The 14,680-nt window shown below is 62.1% G+C and carries 12 protein-coding genes; 8 read left to right on the top strand and 4 right to left on the bottom strand.

The genetic code is table 11. The features are described 5' to 3' along the window. Positions 1-30: 30 nt before the first annotated feature. Positions 31-1,587 (bottom strand): ABC transporter substrate-binding protein, encoded by a 1,557-nt coding sequence (locus ACWUKX_RS18935; RefSeq protein ID WP_456008386.1) that lies wholly within the window; start codon positions 1,585-1,587, stop codon positions 31-33. A gap of 997 nt (positions 1,588-2,584) precedes the next feature. Here ACWUKX_RS18935 and ACWUKX_RS18930 point away from each other — a divergent pair. Continuing rightward, positions 2,585-3,460, top strand: a complete 876-nt coding sequence (locus ACWUKX_RS18930; protein ID WP_456008385.1) for a MurR/RpiR family transcriptional regulator — start codon at positions 2,585-2,587, stop codon at positions 3,458-3,460. 60 nt (positions 3,461-3,520) lie between these two features. Here the strand turns inward: ACWUKX_RS18930 and ACWUKX_RS18925 are convergent, their stop codons facing one another. The 3 genes from ACWUKX_RS18925 to iolD form a co-directional block, all read right to left on the bottom strand. Then, positions 3,521-4,336: an SDR family oxidoreductase gene (locus ACWUKX_RS18925; RefSeq protein WP_456008384.1), complete on the bottom strand. Its 816-nt coding sequence runs from the start codon at positions 4,334-4,336 to the stop codon at positions 3,521-3,523. 3 nt (positions 4,337-4,339) lie between these two features. Next, positions 4,340-5,239 (bottom strand): myo-inosose-2 dehydratase, encoded by a 900-nt coding sequence (gene iolE, locus ACWUKX_RS18920; protein ID WP_456008383.1) that lies wholly within the window; start codon positions 5,237-5,239, stop codon positions 4,340-4,342. Between the two features lie 127 nt (positions 5,240-5,366). Further along, a complete protein-coding gene (iolD, locus tag ACWUKX_RS18915) occupies positions 5,367-7,214 on the bottom strand; it encodes a 3D-(3,5/4)-trihydroxycyclohexane-1,2-dione acylhydrolase (decyclizing) (protein ID WP_456008382.1) in 1,848 nt (615 codons plus the stop codon). Positions 7,215-7,322: 108 nt separating this feature from the next. Between iolD and iolG the strand changes: the two genes are divergently transcribed. The 7 genes from iolG to ACWUKX_RS18880 all read left to right on the top strand — a co-directional run bounded on the left by iolG (position 7,323) and on the right by ACWUKX_RS18880 (position 14,649). Then, a complete protein-coding gene (iolG, locus tag ACWUKX_RS18910; protein ID WP_456008381.1) occupies positions 7,323-8,330 on the top strand; it encodes an inositol 2-dehydrogenase in 1,008 nt (335 codons plus the stop codon). A 3-nt stretch (positions 8,331-8,333) separates the two neighbouring features. Next, positions 8,334-9,770: an NAD-dependent succinate-semialdehyde dehydrogenase gene (locus ACWUKX_RS18905; protein ID WP_456008380.1), complete on the top strand. Its 1,437-nt coding sequence runs from the start codon at positions 8,334-8,336 to the stop codon at positions 9,768-9,770. A gap of 10 nt (positions 9,771-9,780) precedes the next feature. After that, positions 9,781-10,596 carry an HpcH/HpaI aldolase family protein gene (locus tag ACWUKX_RS18900; RefSeq protein ID WP_456008379.1) on the top strand — a complete coding sequence of 272 codons (816 nt, stop codon included), beginning with the start codon at positions 9,781-9,783 and terminating at the stop codon, positions 10,594-10,596. Next, positions 10,596-11,561: a hydroxyacid dehydrogenase gene (locus ACWUKX_RS18895; RefSeq protein WP_456008378.1), complete on the top strand. Its 966-nt coding sequence runs from the start codon at positions 10,596-10,598 to the stop codon at positions 11,559-11,561. The genes ACWUKX_RS18900 and ACWUKX_RS18895 overlap by 1 nt, the downstream gene beginning before the upstream one ends. Further along, positions 11,551-12,720 (top strand): Gfo/Idh/MocA family protein, encoded by a 1,170-nt coding sequence (locus ACWUKX_RS18890; RefSeq protein ID WP_456008377.1) that lies wholly within the window; start codon positions 11,551-11,553, stop codon positions 12,718-12,720. The genes ACWUKX_RS18895 and ACWUKX_RS18890 overlap by 11 nt, the downstream gene beginning before the upstream one ends. A 95-nt stretch (positions 12,721-12,815) precedes the next feature. After that, positions 12,816-13,556, top strand: a complete 741-nt coding sequence (locus tag ACWUKX_RS18885) for an ATP-binding cassette domain-containing protein (protein ID WP_456008376.1) — start codon at positions 12,816-12,818, stop codon at positions 13,554-13,556. Continuing rightward, on the top strand, positions 13,549-14,649 hold the full coding sequence (locus ACWUKX_RS18880; protein ID WP_456008459.1) for an ABC transporter permease: 1,101 nt from the start codon (positions 13,549-13,551) through the stop codon (positions 14,647-14,649). The genes ACWUKX_RS18885 and ACWUKX_RS18880 overlap by 8 nt, the downstream gene beginning before the upstream one ends. Positions 14,650-14,680: the final 31 nt, after the last annotated feature.

Here is a 14,680-nt window from a genome sequence, read left to right as displayed (position 1 = left end):
TGCGTGACGGGCCTGACCTGGTTCCGGAATTCAGCGCCCCCAGCGGACGGTGGCGAAGTCGATGTTGCCGGGTGGGTTCACGGGACGGAGTCCAAGATCCTTCAGACCCTTGGCGTGGACAACCACATCATTGACATCGACAAGCGGGATGACGATGCCGGCATCGAAATACATTTGCCCCGCTCTCTCGTAGAGAGCGTCGCGATCTTTGACGTCGGTCAACTGTCCGGCCTGGTCCACGAGGGCATCGGCTTGCGGCAGCACCCGCCCAAAAAAGTTGAGGGAACCGTCTTTTGTGAAGAACACCTTGGCCTGGTTCTCCGGATGAGCGGCGTCCGGGCCTGCGATCGTGAGCAGTAAATCGGGAGGGTTTGGGTCGTCCTTCAAGGTGTAAGCAGCGCCGGAGGGCAGTACGTAAGCCGTTGCCTCTACGCCAATCAACGCCAGTTGGGCTATCATCAGGTCGGCGATGCGGCCGTAGCTCGGGGCCGCGCTATGGAGGCCAATGACCAAATTGACCGCGCCATGTTTGGTGATCGCCGCTTTCGCTGCCTCGATGTCGGTCGGGAACCGGATCGGATTCACCGGGTCGAGCATCACGTTCGGATAAACCGACCTCGACAGGCGTGCGAATTCTCCAAAGGCATCCCTGACCCACAGCGCCGGGTTGATCGCTGTCAAAACGGCCTTGCGGACCTCCGCGTCATCGAGCGGAGAGTTCGGCTTAACGAAGAGAAAGTACGGTATCATGCTCGGGGCGGCAGTGATCTCCAGACCCTCCGGCAAGCTGGTGAGTTGCGCGAACGGATAGTTGATCGGCACGGCATCGATCGCACCCGCCTGCAATTGAAGTATCTGCTGGCTGATATCGGGCACGACCGAAATCTGGATCTGCCGGAAGAACGGTTTGTCGCCCCAATAGTTGTCGTTGCGTTCGAGCACATAGCGCTGGCCGCGCTTGAATTCGGCCAGTTTAAACGGACCCGTTCCCGCCGCATGCTCATTGAGCCAGGTCGTCGCGAAATTGCCATTGTCATGCTCGGCAAGCGCTTTCGGGCTGATGACCTTCGGTCCCCAGGGACTCGCAAGGGCGTCGAGGAAAGAAGGCTGAGGATGGCCCAGCGTGAGCACGACCGTGGAATCGTCAGGCGCCCTCATGTCTTTCACGTTCGCCAGGAAGTAGCTCAGGTTCAGTCCACGATCGCGGCGGCGTTCGAAGGAATTTATGACCGCCGCCGCATTGAACGGCGTACCGTCGTAGAACTTCACTCCCCGAGCCAGATGGAACGTGTAGGTCAGCCCGTCATCGGAAATTTCCCAGTTCCTGGCGAGCAAACCGACAATCCTGGTCGAACCCGGCTCGTATTCGACGAGCCCTTCATAGACGTTGTTGATTGCGCTTATCGCGCCGGTCTCAAACCCGTTGTCCGGATCGAAAGTGCCGATATCGGCCACGTAGGGTATGCGCAGCACCTCTTGCGCGTAGACCGGCGCAATCCAGACCAGCAAACCGAGAGCGAGTCCCAGCATGCGCAGCCCGAAGCTGCACTTGTAAGATCGCTTGGCCCGGAACGCGTAAATTTCCATCAAGGCTTCCCGTCGGCCTGGTACTTCACTAGGGACTGCGGGAAGGCCACCCGCAGTCAATTCCTGGCCAACGAGGCATTCCACACTCTTGTCCAACTCATCGTCCCACCGATGCCATCAAGGTCTTCTTGCGGCGCTTGGCATCGACGCGGACACCCGGACATTTTCGACACGCTACCTCAGCCCGCTGATCGCGGTCTATGAGCATCAAGCAGAGGTCACCCTATCCTCAGGGTATAGATCGTGCCGCCGCCGGACAGGTATGTGGACGCTTGCAGACGCGCATTCACTACAGATCGCGTTTGCAATTTCACGTAGCGCAGATCACCGACGTCGAGGTGGCGAGGACGACCCGGTTCGGGTTCGGCGCGTCGGCACGGGCCCATCCATAGCAAATCGATTCGTTATCCAGCGAGGCATATCACCTTTAGGTTCTCGCGCCGAATGTCCGGCGCCTTGTCAATATCGTTGAGGCGTTTGATCGGGAGGAATCTAGCGCCGTAGGTGGGACAAAAACATCGAAAAACATTGGAACTGATTTGGATGCCGCGAAGTCCCACTGATATCTAAGTGGTTGAGTTTGCAGTGTTTCAAAACACCCTCCGGGCCCACCAAAATCTTTCAATATCAATTACTTATGGCCAACTTCCCTCTAAAGCGGCCAATCGAGCTTCGCTACATCCACAACACTCATTTTGACTACCCTAGGGTAGGCAGAACGATCTTGTGCCTGTTGTCTCCCTCTAGTTTTGCCTCCTGTTCGTCGATCGGATTGCGGTCAGCCACACATAGCGCAGCTACCGCAAGGCTGGAAAGGCATCTGGTCCGCCCGTGCGGCAAAGGGCGGCGATGACGTGCGGACCGGATGGGTTGAGCGTCTGATTGCGAATATCGCCGCAACAATCTAGCGCGAAGTACCAGCGTTTGAGGACCAATCGGTCATTGCAAAAACCTTCAAAGACGCCATCATGCAATAAAAATTGCAAGGATGTGCATCGTGAACCAGAAGGTCGAGGCTCCCAAGGACTATGAGGATCTCATCCGCGTGATTCACGACCGGTATGACGGGATGAGCAAGTCGTACCAGACAATTGCGTTGTACCTCACCCAAAATCCGAATGACGTCGCGGTGCGATCGGTGAACTCGATCGGGGAAAGCAGCGGCGTTCACGCGTCCAGCTTCGTCCGCTTTGCCCAAGCATTGGGATATGAGGGGTTCAAGGACCTGCAGGGCCTCTTCCAGAAACGATTGTCCACCGCGGCTCCCGGCTTCGAGGCCCGCGTTAAAGCTTTGGAGAAGGAACTTGGGGAGCGGACGGATCGCAGCGAGATGGGATTGATGCACGGCTTGGTCGTCCGTGACATCGCGTCCCTGCAGGAGATGCTCACCGATATCCAACCCGAGGATCTGGCAGAAGCCGTTAGCCTGCTCGAGAAGGCCGACGTCGTCTATCTGATCGGACAACTTCGCTCGGCACCGGTCGTCGACCTTCTTCGCTATATACTGACCATGCTGGGTAAGCGCTGCGTGCTCCTGGATCCCGGCGGCGGACTGGCCACGCATATGGCCCGCGCGATGCGGAAGACGGACCTGCTGTTTGCGGTGTCGTTCCGTTTCTATGCGAACGAGGTCGTCAATGTTGTGGAGGAAGCCGCGGGGAGAGGTATACCCATCGTGGCGATCTCGGACAGCACGCTGTCGCCATTGGCCAAGAGCGCGCGCGTTCTCTTCGCCGTGCCGGAGCACGAATACACTTTCTCGCGTTCGCTGGCGGCTCCCATGTGTCTTGCCCAGGCTTTGACCGTGGCCTTGGCGGCCAGGCTTCAGAACAACGCGGTCAATCCCCGCATCCCGACGGTTACCGAGCGATAGGCAAGCTGCGTGCTTGCCTATCGCGGTCCGCCCGCCGTCGGGTCGATCAATGCCGGAATGCTAGAGCGCCATCGCCTTTTCAGGCACGGCCATCGGGCCGGATGCAGCGCCTAGGACCGTCTGGTCGTAGTCCACCACCGAACCTGTCATAAGCCCGGCATCGTCCGAAACGAGGAAGTTGACGGTGCGGGCGGCCTCGGCCGGATCGATCAGCCGGCCGAAGGGCAGGTTCGCAACAGCTTTCGCTTCCCAATTGGGATCGCCCGTCTCACTCGCCTGTAACTCCCGCTCGTGGTCGGAGGCCATCCAGCCGACATCCAGCTGGTTGACGCGGATGCGGTTCTTCATGACAGAAAAGGCTGTGTTGCGGGTGAGCGTTGCCAGCGCCGATTTGGTGGCGCAATAGACGTTGATGAAGGGCTGGCCGGCATGTTCCGAGATCGAGCCGATGTTGCAGATCGCACCCTCAATGCCATTGCGGATCATGTGCCTGATAGCCTCCTGCATGAGGAAATACGGTCCGCGCACATTGACGGCGAACAGGGCGTCGAAGAGTTCGGGCGAGGTATCGAGGATAGTGCCACGGTCCGTGCGGGCACCGGCGTTCACCAGCACATGTATCTTGCCGTAAACGCGCTCGGCTTCCGCCATCACGCCTCGGCAATCCTCGACTTTGCCGAGATCGGCCTTGACAAAGTGGACCGGCACGCCGGTTTCGCGCGTGATCGCCTCGGCCGCGGCACGGCCCTTCGCCTCGTTGCGGCCGAGCGTGACGAGACCGGCAGCGCCGGCTTCCGCTAGCCGGCGCGCAATGGCCACTCCCAACCCCTGCGTCGAACCCGTGACAACGCAAACCTTTCCATCCATGCGATTCATGCTTTAGCTCTCCACAGTGTAGCCACCCGCGGCCATCACGCGCAGCAATTCCTTGTGCCCTATCTTGGCCATTTCGAGCGGCGGACTTTTGACGGGATCCTGCTCGGCTTCGACGACGAACCAGCCTTCGTAGCCGTGGCTCGCCAAGCGCTTGACAATCGTTTCGAAGTCGAGCGAGCCGTCACCGGGCACGGTGAAGGCTCCCTTGACCACCGCGTCGAGAAAACTTTCCCGGCTGCGGTCGAGCCCGTCCACGACCGCCTGGCGGATGTCCTTGGTGTGTACATGCGAAATGCGGGCGTGGTGCTTGTCGACCACCCGCAGCACGTCGCCACCAGCAAAGGCCATGTGGCCGGCATCGTAGAGTAGGGGCAGACCCTCTCCGGAATGCTTCATCAGCAGATCGACGTCCTGTTCGTTTTCGATCGGCGCGGCCATGTGGTGGTGGTAGGAAATCGGCATGCCCTGATCCGCGCACCATTCGCCGAATGTGGTGAGCTTGCGGCCATAGGCCTTGATCTGATCCTCATCGAGGCGCGGGCGCATGGCCAGCGGCGTTCCGCGTTCGCCCTGGATCGTGCGGCCCGTCTCGCCATAGACGATGCATGGCGCGTTGGTTGCCTTGAACAACTCCATCTGCGCGGCGATGCGGTCCTTCTCTTCATCGATGTCGCCGACGAGCAAGCGACCGGAGAACCAGCCGCCGCAGACGCTCATGCCGTGCTGCCTCAGGATGGGCTCAAGCACGGCCGCGTCCATCGGGAAGCGGCGGCCGGTCTCCATGCCGGTGAAGCCGGCCTCGCGGGCCTGCCGCAGGCACTCCTCCAGCGAAACGTCGTCGCTCAATTCGGGGAGGTCATCATTCCACCAGGCGATCGGCGCGATGCCAAGCTTGGCTCTCATCTTCATCTCCTATCATCATTCCAACTGAGGCCGCTGACTGCTGGCGCCAAGAAAAAAACTGCCGAAACAATGCTCAGGGAGTGTCGCATCGTTCCGGCAGAGGACGCCCCCGGGGCGCCCGACAAACTCAGACACCTATGCGCTGCCGTTTGCGGCCTTCGGTTTGCGCGGAATGGGCCTCGCGAACCTGTTCGCGGTCGCTGACTTGCGGCACCCCGACGTCCCACCACGCATCACCGGGCGTCCAGGTGAAGGCGTCGGAGACGATGGTGATGACGGTGGTGCGGTCGGTGGTCTGCGCCCATTCGATCGCCTGGCCGAGATCGGCAAGGCTTTCGACACGCCGTGTCAGCGCGCCCATGGCTTCCGCGTGCTTGGCGAAGTCGACCGAGAACGGCTCCCTGACCCGGCAGTCCTTGATAAGGTTGTTGAAGGAGGCGCCGCCCTTGGCGTTCTGCAGCCGGTTGATCACCGCATAGCCGCCATTGTCGCATACCACGAGAATCATCTTATGGCCGGCGAGCACCGACGAATAGATGTCGGAGTTCATCATCATGTAGGTGCCGTCGCCGATCATGACGATTGGCGTGCGCGAGGGGTCGGCCATGGCCGCTCCCCAGCCGGCAGAGATTTCATAGCCCATGCAGGAGAAGCCGAACTCGCAGTCAAAGGTGTTCGGCTCCTTCACCCGCCAGTTCTTCATCACCTCTCCCGGCAGACCGCCGGCCGCCGTGATCAGCAGGTCACGTTCGCCCGCCTTAGCGTTCACCACGCCCACGACCTGAGCGTATGTCGGCACGGGATCATTGGTCGGCTTCTGGAAGCCGTCGAGCATCGAGTTCCATTTGGCGAATTCGACCTTGCCTTTCTGGGTCCAGGCACTTTCGGCTTTCCAGTCACCAAGGCCAGCCTCGAGTTCGCTTACCGTCTCCAGCGCATCTCCGACGACAGCGAGTGCCCGGTGCTTGGTGGCATCCCAGCGTGCGGCATTGACCGAGACGAATTTCGCGTCGGCGGAGAAGGCGCTCCAGGATCCGGTGGTGAAGTCCATGAGCCGGGTGCCGACGGCGATGACCACGTCGGCTTCCGCCGCCAGCGCGTTGGCCGAGGTTGAGCCGACGATGCCGATCGGTCCGACATGCGCGGGGTGGTCGTGCGTGACCGCGCCCTTGCCGGCAATCGTCTCCGCCAGCGGGATCCCATGCCTTTCGGCGAAATCGCCAAGAACCTTCTCGGCACCGGAATAACGCACTCCGCCACCCGAGATAATCAGCGGCCGCTTGGCGCCTTTGAGGAGGCGCGTCGCCTCAGCGAGCCGGCTCCGATCGGGCCGGGGGCGCGGCACCGCATGCACCGTCGGTTCGAAGAAGGCTTGCGGATACTCCCAGGCGATCTCTTGCGCGTCCTGCGGCAAGGCGATGAAGGCCGGCCCGCAATCGGCGGGGTCGAGCAGCACCGCAACCGCCTGCGGCAGCGACGAGATGATCTGTTCGGGATGGACGATGCGATCCCAGTAGCGCGTGACCGCCTTGAAGGCGTCATTGACGTTGATGGTCGGGTCGCCGAAGTGCTCGACCTGCTGCATGACCGGATCGGGCCGGCGATTGACGAAGGTGTCGCCGGCCAGCATCAGCACCGGCAGCCGGTTCGAATGGGCGACACCCGCTGCCGTCACCATGTTCAATGCGCCAGGGCCGATGGAGGTCGCCGCCACCATGACCTGACGCCGGCGTTTCGCCTTGGCAAAGCCGACCGCCGCCAGCGCCATCGACTGTTCGTTCTGGCCGCGCCAGGTCGGCAGCACATCCTTTACCGCCTCGAGCGCCTCGGAAAGGCAGGTCACGTTGCCGTGGCCGAAGATGGCAAAGACGCCGGGAAACAGCGGAGCTTTCTCGCCGTCGACGACCGTGAACTGGTTGCACAGATAGCGCACGAGTGCCTGCGCCATGGTCAGACGGACGGTGGCCCTGGTCATCTTTTTCTCCTCCCTAACGACGGTCTTTCCAACTCTATACGGAATGACTATTGACAAATCAATATGTTTGCAACGATCATTGCAAAAATTCGAAACCGGGAGGATTAGTTGCTCAAGATTGCAGTGCTTGGCTGTGGCCGGATCGGCAGGATGCATGCCGCGAACATCGCGGCGCATCCTCGTGCGGAATTGGCGACCGTGTATGACATCGACAAATCGTCAGCAGAGGCTGTCGCGGCGCGGCACGGCGTTCGCGCTTCGGCGTCGGCCGACGAGGTATTCGCCTCGGCGGATGTGGACGCGGTCCTTGTCGCCACGGTGACCGACACGCATGCCGACTACATCGAAAAGGCTGTAGCCGCTGGCAAACCCGTGCTCTGCGAGAAGCCGATCGACCTCAGCCTGGAGCGGGTAAACCGCTGCGCAGACGCGATCCGGTCCAAGGGCGTGCCGGTCCAGATCGGTTTCAACCGGCGTTTCGATCCCGGTCATCGTGCGGCGTGGAACGCCGCACGATCCGGCGAGATCGGCGAATTGCACCAGGTCATCATCACCTCGCGTGATCCCGGCATGCCGCCTCGCTCCTACTACGAGGCTGCGGGCGGGCTTTTCCGCGACATGACGATCCACGATTTCGATCTTGCCCGCTTCATGCTGGGGGAGGAGCCGGAGGAAGTATTCGCCGTCGGCGGACGGCTGATCGATCCGGCCATGATGGCGGAGCTGAACGACTACGACAGCGTCATGGTCGTGATGCGCACGGGAAGCGGCAAGCAGTGCCACATCAACAATTCCCGCACCTCGACCTACGGTTACGACCAGCGCGTCGAGCTGCTAGGCAGCACCGGCATGGTGATCAGCGGCAACAGGAAGCCTCACGAACTGCGCCGCTACTCGGTCGCGCGAACCGAAGCCGCCGCGCCTTATCTCGACTTCTTCATCGAGCGATACCGCGAAGCCTTCGATGCAGAGATCGACGCCTTCGTCACCTCCGTCGAGAAGCGCGAGGCGCCGCAGGTCGGCTTCGAGGACGGGCGTCGCGCGCTGGTTCTTGCCGAAGCGGCGATGAAATCGGCGGTCGAAGGCCGCTCTGTGAAGGTCAGCGAGATCGGATAAGCCATGTACGCGAGTTTCGGACTGTTCATCGATGGCAAGTGGCGCAAGGCGTCTGACGGTGGAACAGCACCCGTCATGAGTCCGGCGACGGAAAAGCCATTGGGCGAGGTTCCCGTCGCCACGTGCGCCGACACGGAAGAAGCGCTGCATAGTGCAGCCCGTGGGTTTTCCGCCTGGAAATCCAAGGGCGGTTTCGAACGCGCGTCCGCCTTGCATGCCGTCGCGGACGAGATGATCCGCCGCAAAGACGAGGCCGCGCGCATGATCTCCAGCGAGACAGGCAAACCCATTGCCCAGTCCGAGCGCGAATGGGGGCTCGCGATCGACCAGTTTCGCTGGTACGCCGAGGAAGCCCGCCGGATCTATGGGCGCGTCATCGAATCGCGCGTGCCCGGCGGTCGGTTCGAAGTTCTGCACGAGCCGGTCGGGATCGCCGCCGCCTTCACTGCCTGGAATTTTCCGGCAGCGCTGGTCGCCCGCAAGGTGGCGCCGGCACTGGCGGCCGGCTGCTCGACCATTGTCCGGCCGTCAAGCCAGACGCCGGGGACGGCGATGCTAATGGTCGACTGCATCCGCGCCGGCAATCTGCCAGCCGGCGCCGTCAACCTGGTCGTTGGACCCACGGGCACGACCTATGCGCCCATCATGGCCTCGCCGGCAGTGCGCAAGGTCTCCCTCACCGGCTCGACGCGTGTCGGCCAACAGATGATCCGCGATGCCGCCGACACAGTGAAGAAGGTCTCCATGGAACTTGGCGGCAACGCGCCGCTGATCGTTTTCGACGATGCCGACCTGGACGCCGCCCTCGGCGCTTCCGTGCCAACCAAATACGCCAATGCGGGGCAGGTCTGCGTCACGCCCGACAGGTTCTTCGTCCACGAAAAACTGCACGACGCTTTCGTCGAGGGCTTCGTTCAACGAGCCCAGGGGTTGAAACTGGGCGACGGGCTCGACCCGTCCGTGCAGATGGGGCCGCTGATCAATGCCGGCCGGCTGTCCGAGGTCGAGAGCACCGTGTCGGACGCAGTGAAGGCAGGCGCTAAGCTGGTCGCGGGCGGTCATCGCGCCGCGGCGTTCAATGCCGGCCATTTTCATGAGCCCACGGTGCTGACTGATGTCGACGACGACATGCGGGTCTTTGCCGAGGAGAATTTCGGCCCGATCGCGGCGATCACCCGGTTCTCATCGGACGATGAGGTTCTGGAGCGCGCGAACGCTTCACCGATGGGGCTGTCCGCCTACGCCTTCACCTCGAGCCCGAAACGGGCGCGCCACGCCGTTGCCGAACTGAAGGCAGGCATGGTGGGCATCAACAGCTTCGCTCTCGCCGCATCGGAAGCGCCGTTCGGCGGCACGAATTATTCCGGAATGGGTCGCGAGGGCGGCAGCGAGGGGATCGGCGACTACCTCGACACCAAGCTCGCGCAGATCGTGTTCTGAGGAGGTGGCCTTGATCAAGAACAAGCTCAAGCAGATCTGGGCCGACGGCAGGCCGACCATCAATGGCTGGCTCTCGATCGGCAATCCATTCACCGCCGAGATCATGGCCGCGCAGGGTTATGACAGCGTCAGCATCGACGTCCAGCACGGCGCGCTCGACTATTCGATGCTGCTTCCGATGTTCCAGGCGATGCGCGCTTCGGGCGTCGTGCCTATGGCGCGCGTGCCGTGGCTGGAGGCGGGCATCATCATGAAGGTACTGGACGCCGGCGCCTACGGCGTTATCTGTCCGATGGTCAACACGGCCCAACAGGCGGCCGAGTTCGTCAGCTACCTGCGCTATCCGCCCGCCGGCCAGCGCAGCTTCGGCCCGACTCGCGCCAACTTCTCGGCGGGCGCCAACTACGCGGCGGAGGCCAATGACGAGATCCTGGCGTTCGCCATGGTCGAGACTACCGACGCGATGCGCAATCTCGAGGGGATCGCCGCGACGCCAGGCCTCGACGGCATCTATGTCGGCCCCGCTGACCTCACCTTCAGCCTGCACCAGGGCCGTCTCACGCCGGGCTTCGACCGTGAGGAGCCGGAGATGGTTGAGACGCTGCGCACCATAGTCGCGGCCTGCAAGGGGCATGGCAAACGCGCTGCCCTCCATTGTGGCACGGCCGACTACGCCGCACGCGCCATCGAATGGGGCTTCGACATGACGACCGTCTCGGGCGACTCCCGACTGCTCGCAGCCGCGGCTCAGGCGAGCGTTGCCCGCTTTCGTGACCTGACAGGCGCGAAAGCCGTGTCTGCTGAACGCGGCAAGGGCGGCTATTGATGCCACACCTCCTAGTCGCCGGAAAGCTTCATCAGAGCGGCATCGAACTTCTCAATGCGTCGCCCGGCGTCACCTACGACTATGTCGAGGAGGTTTCCGAGCCGAGCTATGCTCCGCTGATCGGCAAGGCCGACGGTCTCGTTATCCGCACCCAGCCGCTGTCGGCGCCGACCGTCGCGCTGGCGGAAAAGCTGAAGATCGTTTCCCGCCATGGCGTCGGTTATGACGCCGTGGATCTGGCCTCTCTCAATCAGCGAAAGATCGCGCTGGCCGTCGTGGGCGACGTCAATTCTGTCTCGGTTGCAGAACACGCCATGATGCTGCTTCTGTCTGCGGCCAAGCGGGCGATCCGGGCCGACCGCTCCGTGCGTGAAGGCAACTGGGGCTGGCGGAACAGACTGGAGGCGTGTGAGCTCTCCGGAAAACGGCTTCTGATTGTCGGGTATGGCCGAATAGGGCGGCACTTGGCGCGCATGGCGGCTGCGTTCGGCATGGACGTGCGGGCGCATGATCCGTTTCTCGAAAAACAAGGCTGGCCGGAGGGGCAAGTTGCGCCAGCTAGCAACCTGCGCGACGGGCTTCGCTGGGCCGATGCGGTTTCCGTCAACGTGCCGAAAGCCGACCGGCCAGTAATCGGTGCGCAGGAGCTTGCGGTCATGAAGCCCACCGCCATCCTTGTGAACACCGCGCGTGGGGGCGTCGTGGACGAGGCAGCGCTGATTTCGGCGCTGCAGAACGGCCGCATTGCCGCAGCTGGTATCGACGTCTTCGACGACGAACCGCCAGCAACCGACAACCCCCTTTTTGCCCTGAACCAGGTGGTCCTGAGCCCGCACATCGCCGGCCTGACCGCTGAATGCGGCGAACGCATGGCGATCTCGTCGGTGCAGAATGTGCTCGATTTTTTCGCCGGGCGGATCGACTCGGCGCTGGTGGTAAACGGAGCCGAGTTGAATGGCCGGTAAGAAACCTCAACTCAGAATCGGCCTGATCGGCACGGGCTTCATGGGCAAAACCCATGTTTTCGGCTTTGCCGCTGCACAGCGTGTCTTTGATCTGCCCTACGAACTGGTTCTTCACACTGTCGCGGACAGGACCGACGAGCTCGCAGCACAGGCCGCATCGACACTGGGTTTCACGCGGGCCAGCGGAGACTGGAGGCGTCTGGTCGAGGATCCTGAGATCGACGTGATCGATATCACGGCGCCGAACGCCTTCCACAAGGAGATGGCGCTCGCCGCCATTGCCGCTGGCAAGCACGTTTATTGCGAGAAGCCTTTGGCGCCGCTCGCGGGGGATGCCCAGCAAATGGCCGAAGCGGCGGAAGCGGCCGGCGTCAGAACGCAAGTCGGTTTCAACTATCTCTGCAGTCCGCTGTTCGCGCTGGCGCGGGACATGATCCGCGAGGGCGAGTTGGGCGAGATCCGCAGCTATCGCGGCATTCACGCCGAAGACTACATGGCGGATGCGGAAGGCCCGTTCACGTTCCGGCACGACCCTGTCGGCGGCGGCGCCTTGGCCGATCTGGGCAGCCATGCACTGGCCACAGCCGAGTATCTGCTTGGCCCGATAGAGCAAGTCTTGGGCGATTCAGTCACGGTCGTCGCGAGCCGGCCCGATGGTCGAGGCGGGCGCCGGATCGTCGAGGTCGACGACATCGGTCGCGCGTTTCTACACTTCGCGAACGGCGCGTCCGGCAGCATCGAAGCCAGCTGGGTCGCCACTGGCCGCAAGATGCAGCACGATTTCGAGGTCTATGGCGCCAAGGGAGCGCTCGTCTTCAGCCAGGAGCGCTTCAACGAGCTGCATTTTTACAGCACGGCCGATCCGGGCGGTCGGCGTGGCTTTCGGCGCATCGAGGCCGGTCCGGATCACGATCCCTATGGACTCTTCTGCGTCGCACCGGGCCACCAGCTCGGCTTCAACGATCTGAAGGCTATCGAGGTGGCGCGGTTCGTCGATGCGATCGCCGGGAAGCGAGACGAGCCTTTCGGCTTCCGGGCCGGCCAACGCATCCAGGAATTGGTGGAGGCAATTCAGGCCTCGGCCCGGGAGAGCAAGTGGCTGAGAACAGACGGATGCGAGGTAGAAATTCGTCACCGCCCCTCGATGCACCTGAAATAAACGTTGCATATTTGTAAATCTTGCAATAATAATTGCAATAAGAGAAAAGCACGTCGGCTGAGTGCTCAAACCGACGTCGCACAGGGAGGAGAGCCATGTCTGTACTCGACGTGCGAAGCGTCTCGAAAAGCTTCGGTGCAATCCGCGCCTTGTCAGATGTCAGCCTTTCGGTCGCGGCCGGCGAGGTGGTCGGCCTGATGGGCGACAATGGCGCCGGGAAATCGACCATGGTGAAGCTGATTGCGGGGAACTTCCCGCCCTCTGATGGCGAGATCGCCGTGGACGGCAAGGTCTGCCATTTCCATAAGCCGATCGAGGCACGGGGCGAGGGGATCGAGGTCGTCTACCAGGACTTGGCTTTGGCCGACAATTTGACGGCCGCCCAAAATGTCTTTCTCGGCCGCGAAATGAAGAAAGGGTTTTGGCCGCTCCGCGTGCTCGACAAGCAGGCGATGATCAACCGGTCGGCAAAGCTGTTCGCGGAGCTGAAGTCGGAGACGCGGCCGCGCGATCTGGTCAAGAAAATGTCAGGCGGTCAGCGGCAGGCAGTCGCCATTGCCCGCACCCGGCTCTCCAACTCCAAGCTGGTGTTGATGGATGAGCCAACCGCGGCGATTTCAGTCCGCCAAGTGGCGGAGGTTCTAGAGCTTATCCGGCGGCTCAAATCGCAGGGTGTGTCGGTAATGCTCATTAGCCACCGCATGCCGGATGTTTTCGCGGTCTGCGACCGCATCATCGTGCTGAGGCGCGGCTCGAAAGTGGCCGACAAGGCAACGGAGAAGACATCGCCGGAGGAGATCACCGGCCTGATTACGGGAGCAATCCGTGATGCATAGTCAAACCGACACGCTGACAGAAGGCCATGCGTCGATCGGCGATGTGGTCGGCATAAAAGAGCAAACCGTTTTCCAGAAGATGGTGGCCAGCCAGGCCTTCTGGGTCGCAATCGCGCTGTTCGTGCTGGTGGTTTTTATGACGTGGCTGGAGCCCAGCTTCGGCACATCCGACAACATTACCAACATCACCCGCAATTTTGCGCCTATCGCCATTATGGGGCTGAGTATGACGGTGGTGCTGATCACCGGCGGCATCGATCTCTCGGTCGGCTCTGTGATGGGTCTGGTCGCCATCGTCGCCGGCCTGCTGCTCACTTGGCACCAGCCCTGGTACGTGGCGTTTGGCGCGGGTCTGCTCGCGGGCATCGCCTGTGGAGCCTTTAACGGCTTCTTCGTTGCCTATATCGGCATGCCGTCCTTCGTGGTGACGCTGGGCCTGCTGTCGATCGCCCGCTCGCTGGCAGTTGTGCTGTCCGGCAACCAGATGCTCTACCAGTTCGGCCCCGACGCGCCGATCGTGAAGGCGATCGGGCAGGCGAAGTGGCCGCGGCACACGCCGGACGGCTGGGTGCCGCACTGGATACCGGAACTGTCCTCGCTTTTCTGGGTGATGCTGATCCTGTCGTTCATCGTCGGCTTTGTGTTCATCTTTACTGCCTGGGCCCGCCACCTCTTCGCGATTGGCGGTAACGAGCACGCCGCCCGCTTGACCGGCGTGCCGGTGGACCTGGTCAAGTTTCAAGCCTACGTCTTCTCCGGCTTTTGTGCTGCCATCGCCTCGCTTCTGCTGCTCGGCTACAGCGGCTCGGCCATTAACGCCATGGGCACCGGCTACGAGTTGCGCGTCATCGCCGGCACCGTAATCGGCGGCGCGAGCCTGATGGGCGGATACGGCACCGCGTTCGGCGCGGTGATCGGCTCGGCCTTCCTGGAAGTCATCCGCAACGCGTTGCTGATGGCCGGTATCGATTCGAATTGGCAGGGTGCCTTCGTCGGCGCCTTCATTATTCTCGCCGTGCTTCTGGGCATGCAGACCAGCGGAAAGTCTTTGATGGCGATGCTGGCAGGCATGTTCGCTTGGAAACGCGGCTAGATATCCGGCGGCGCGGCTGCCGGCATTTGTC

Source organism: Mesorhizobium sp. f-mel, from assembly GCF_053850215.1.
Note: the sequence above shows the minus strand (reverse complement) of the source record. Positions and strands in the feature narration are given on the sequence as shown.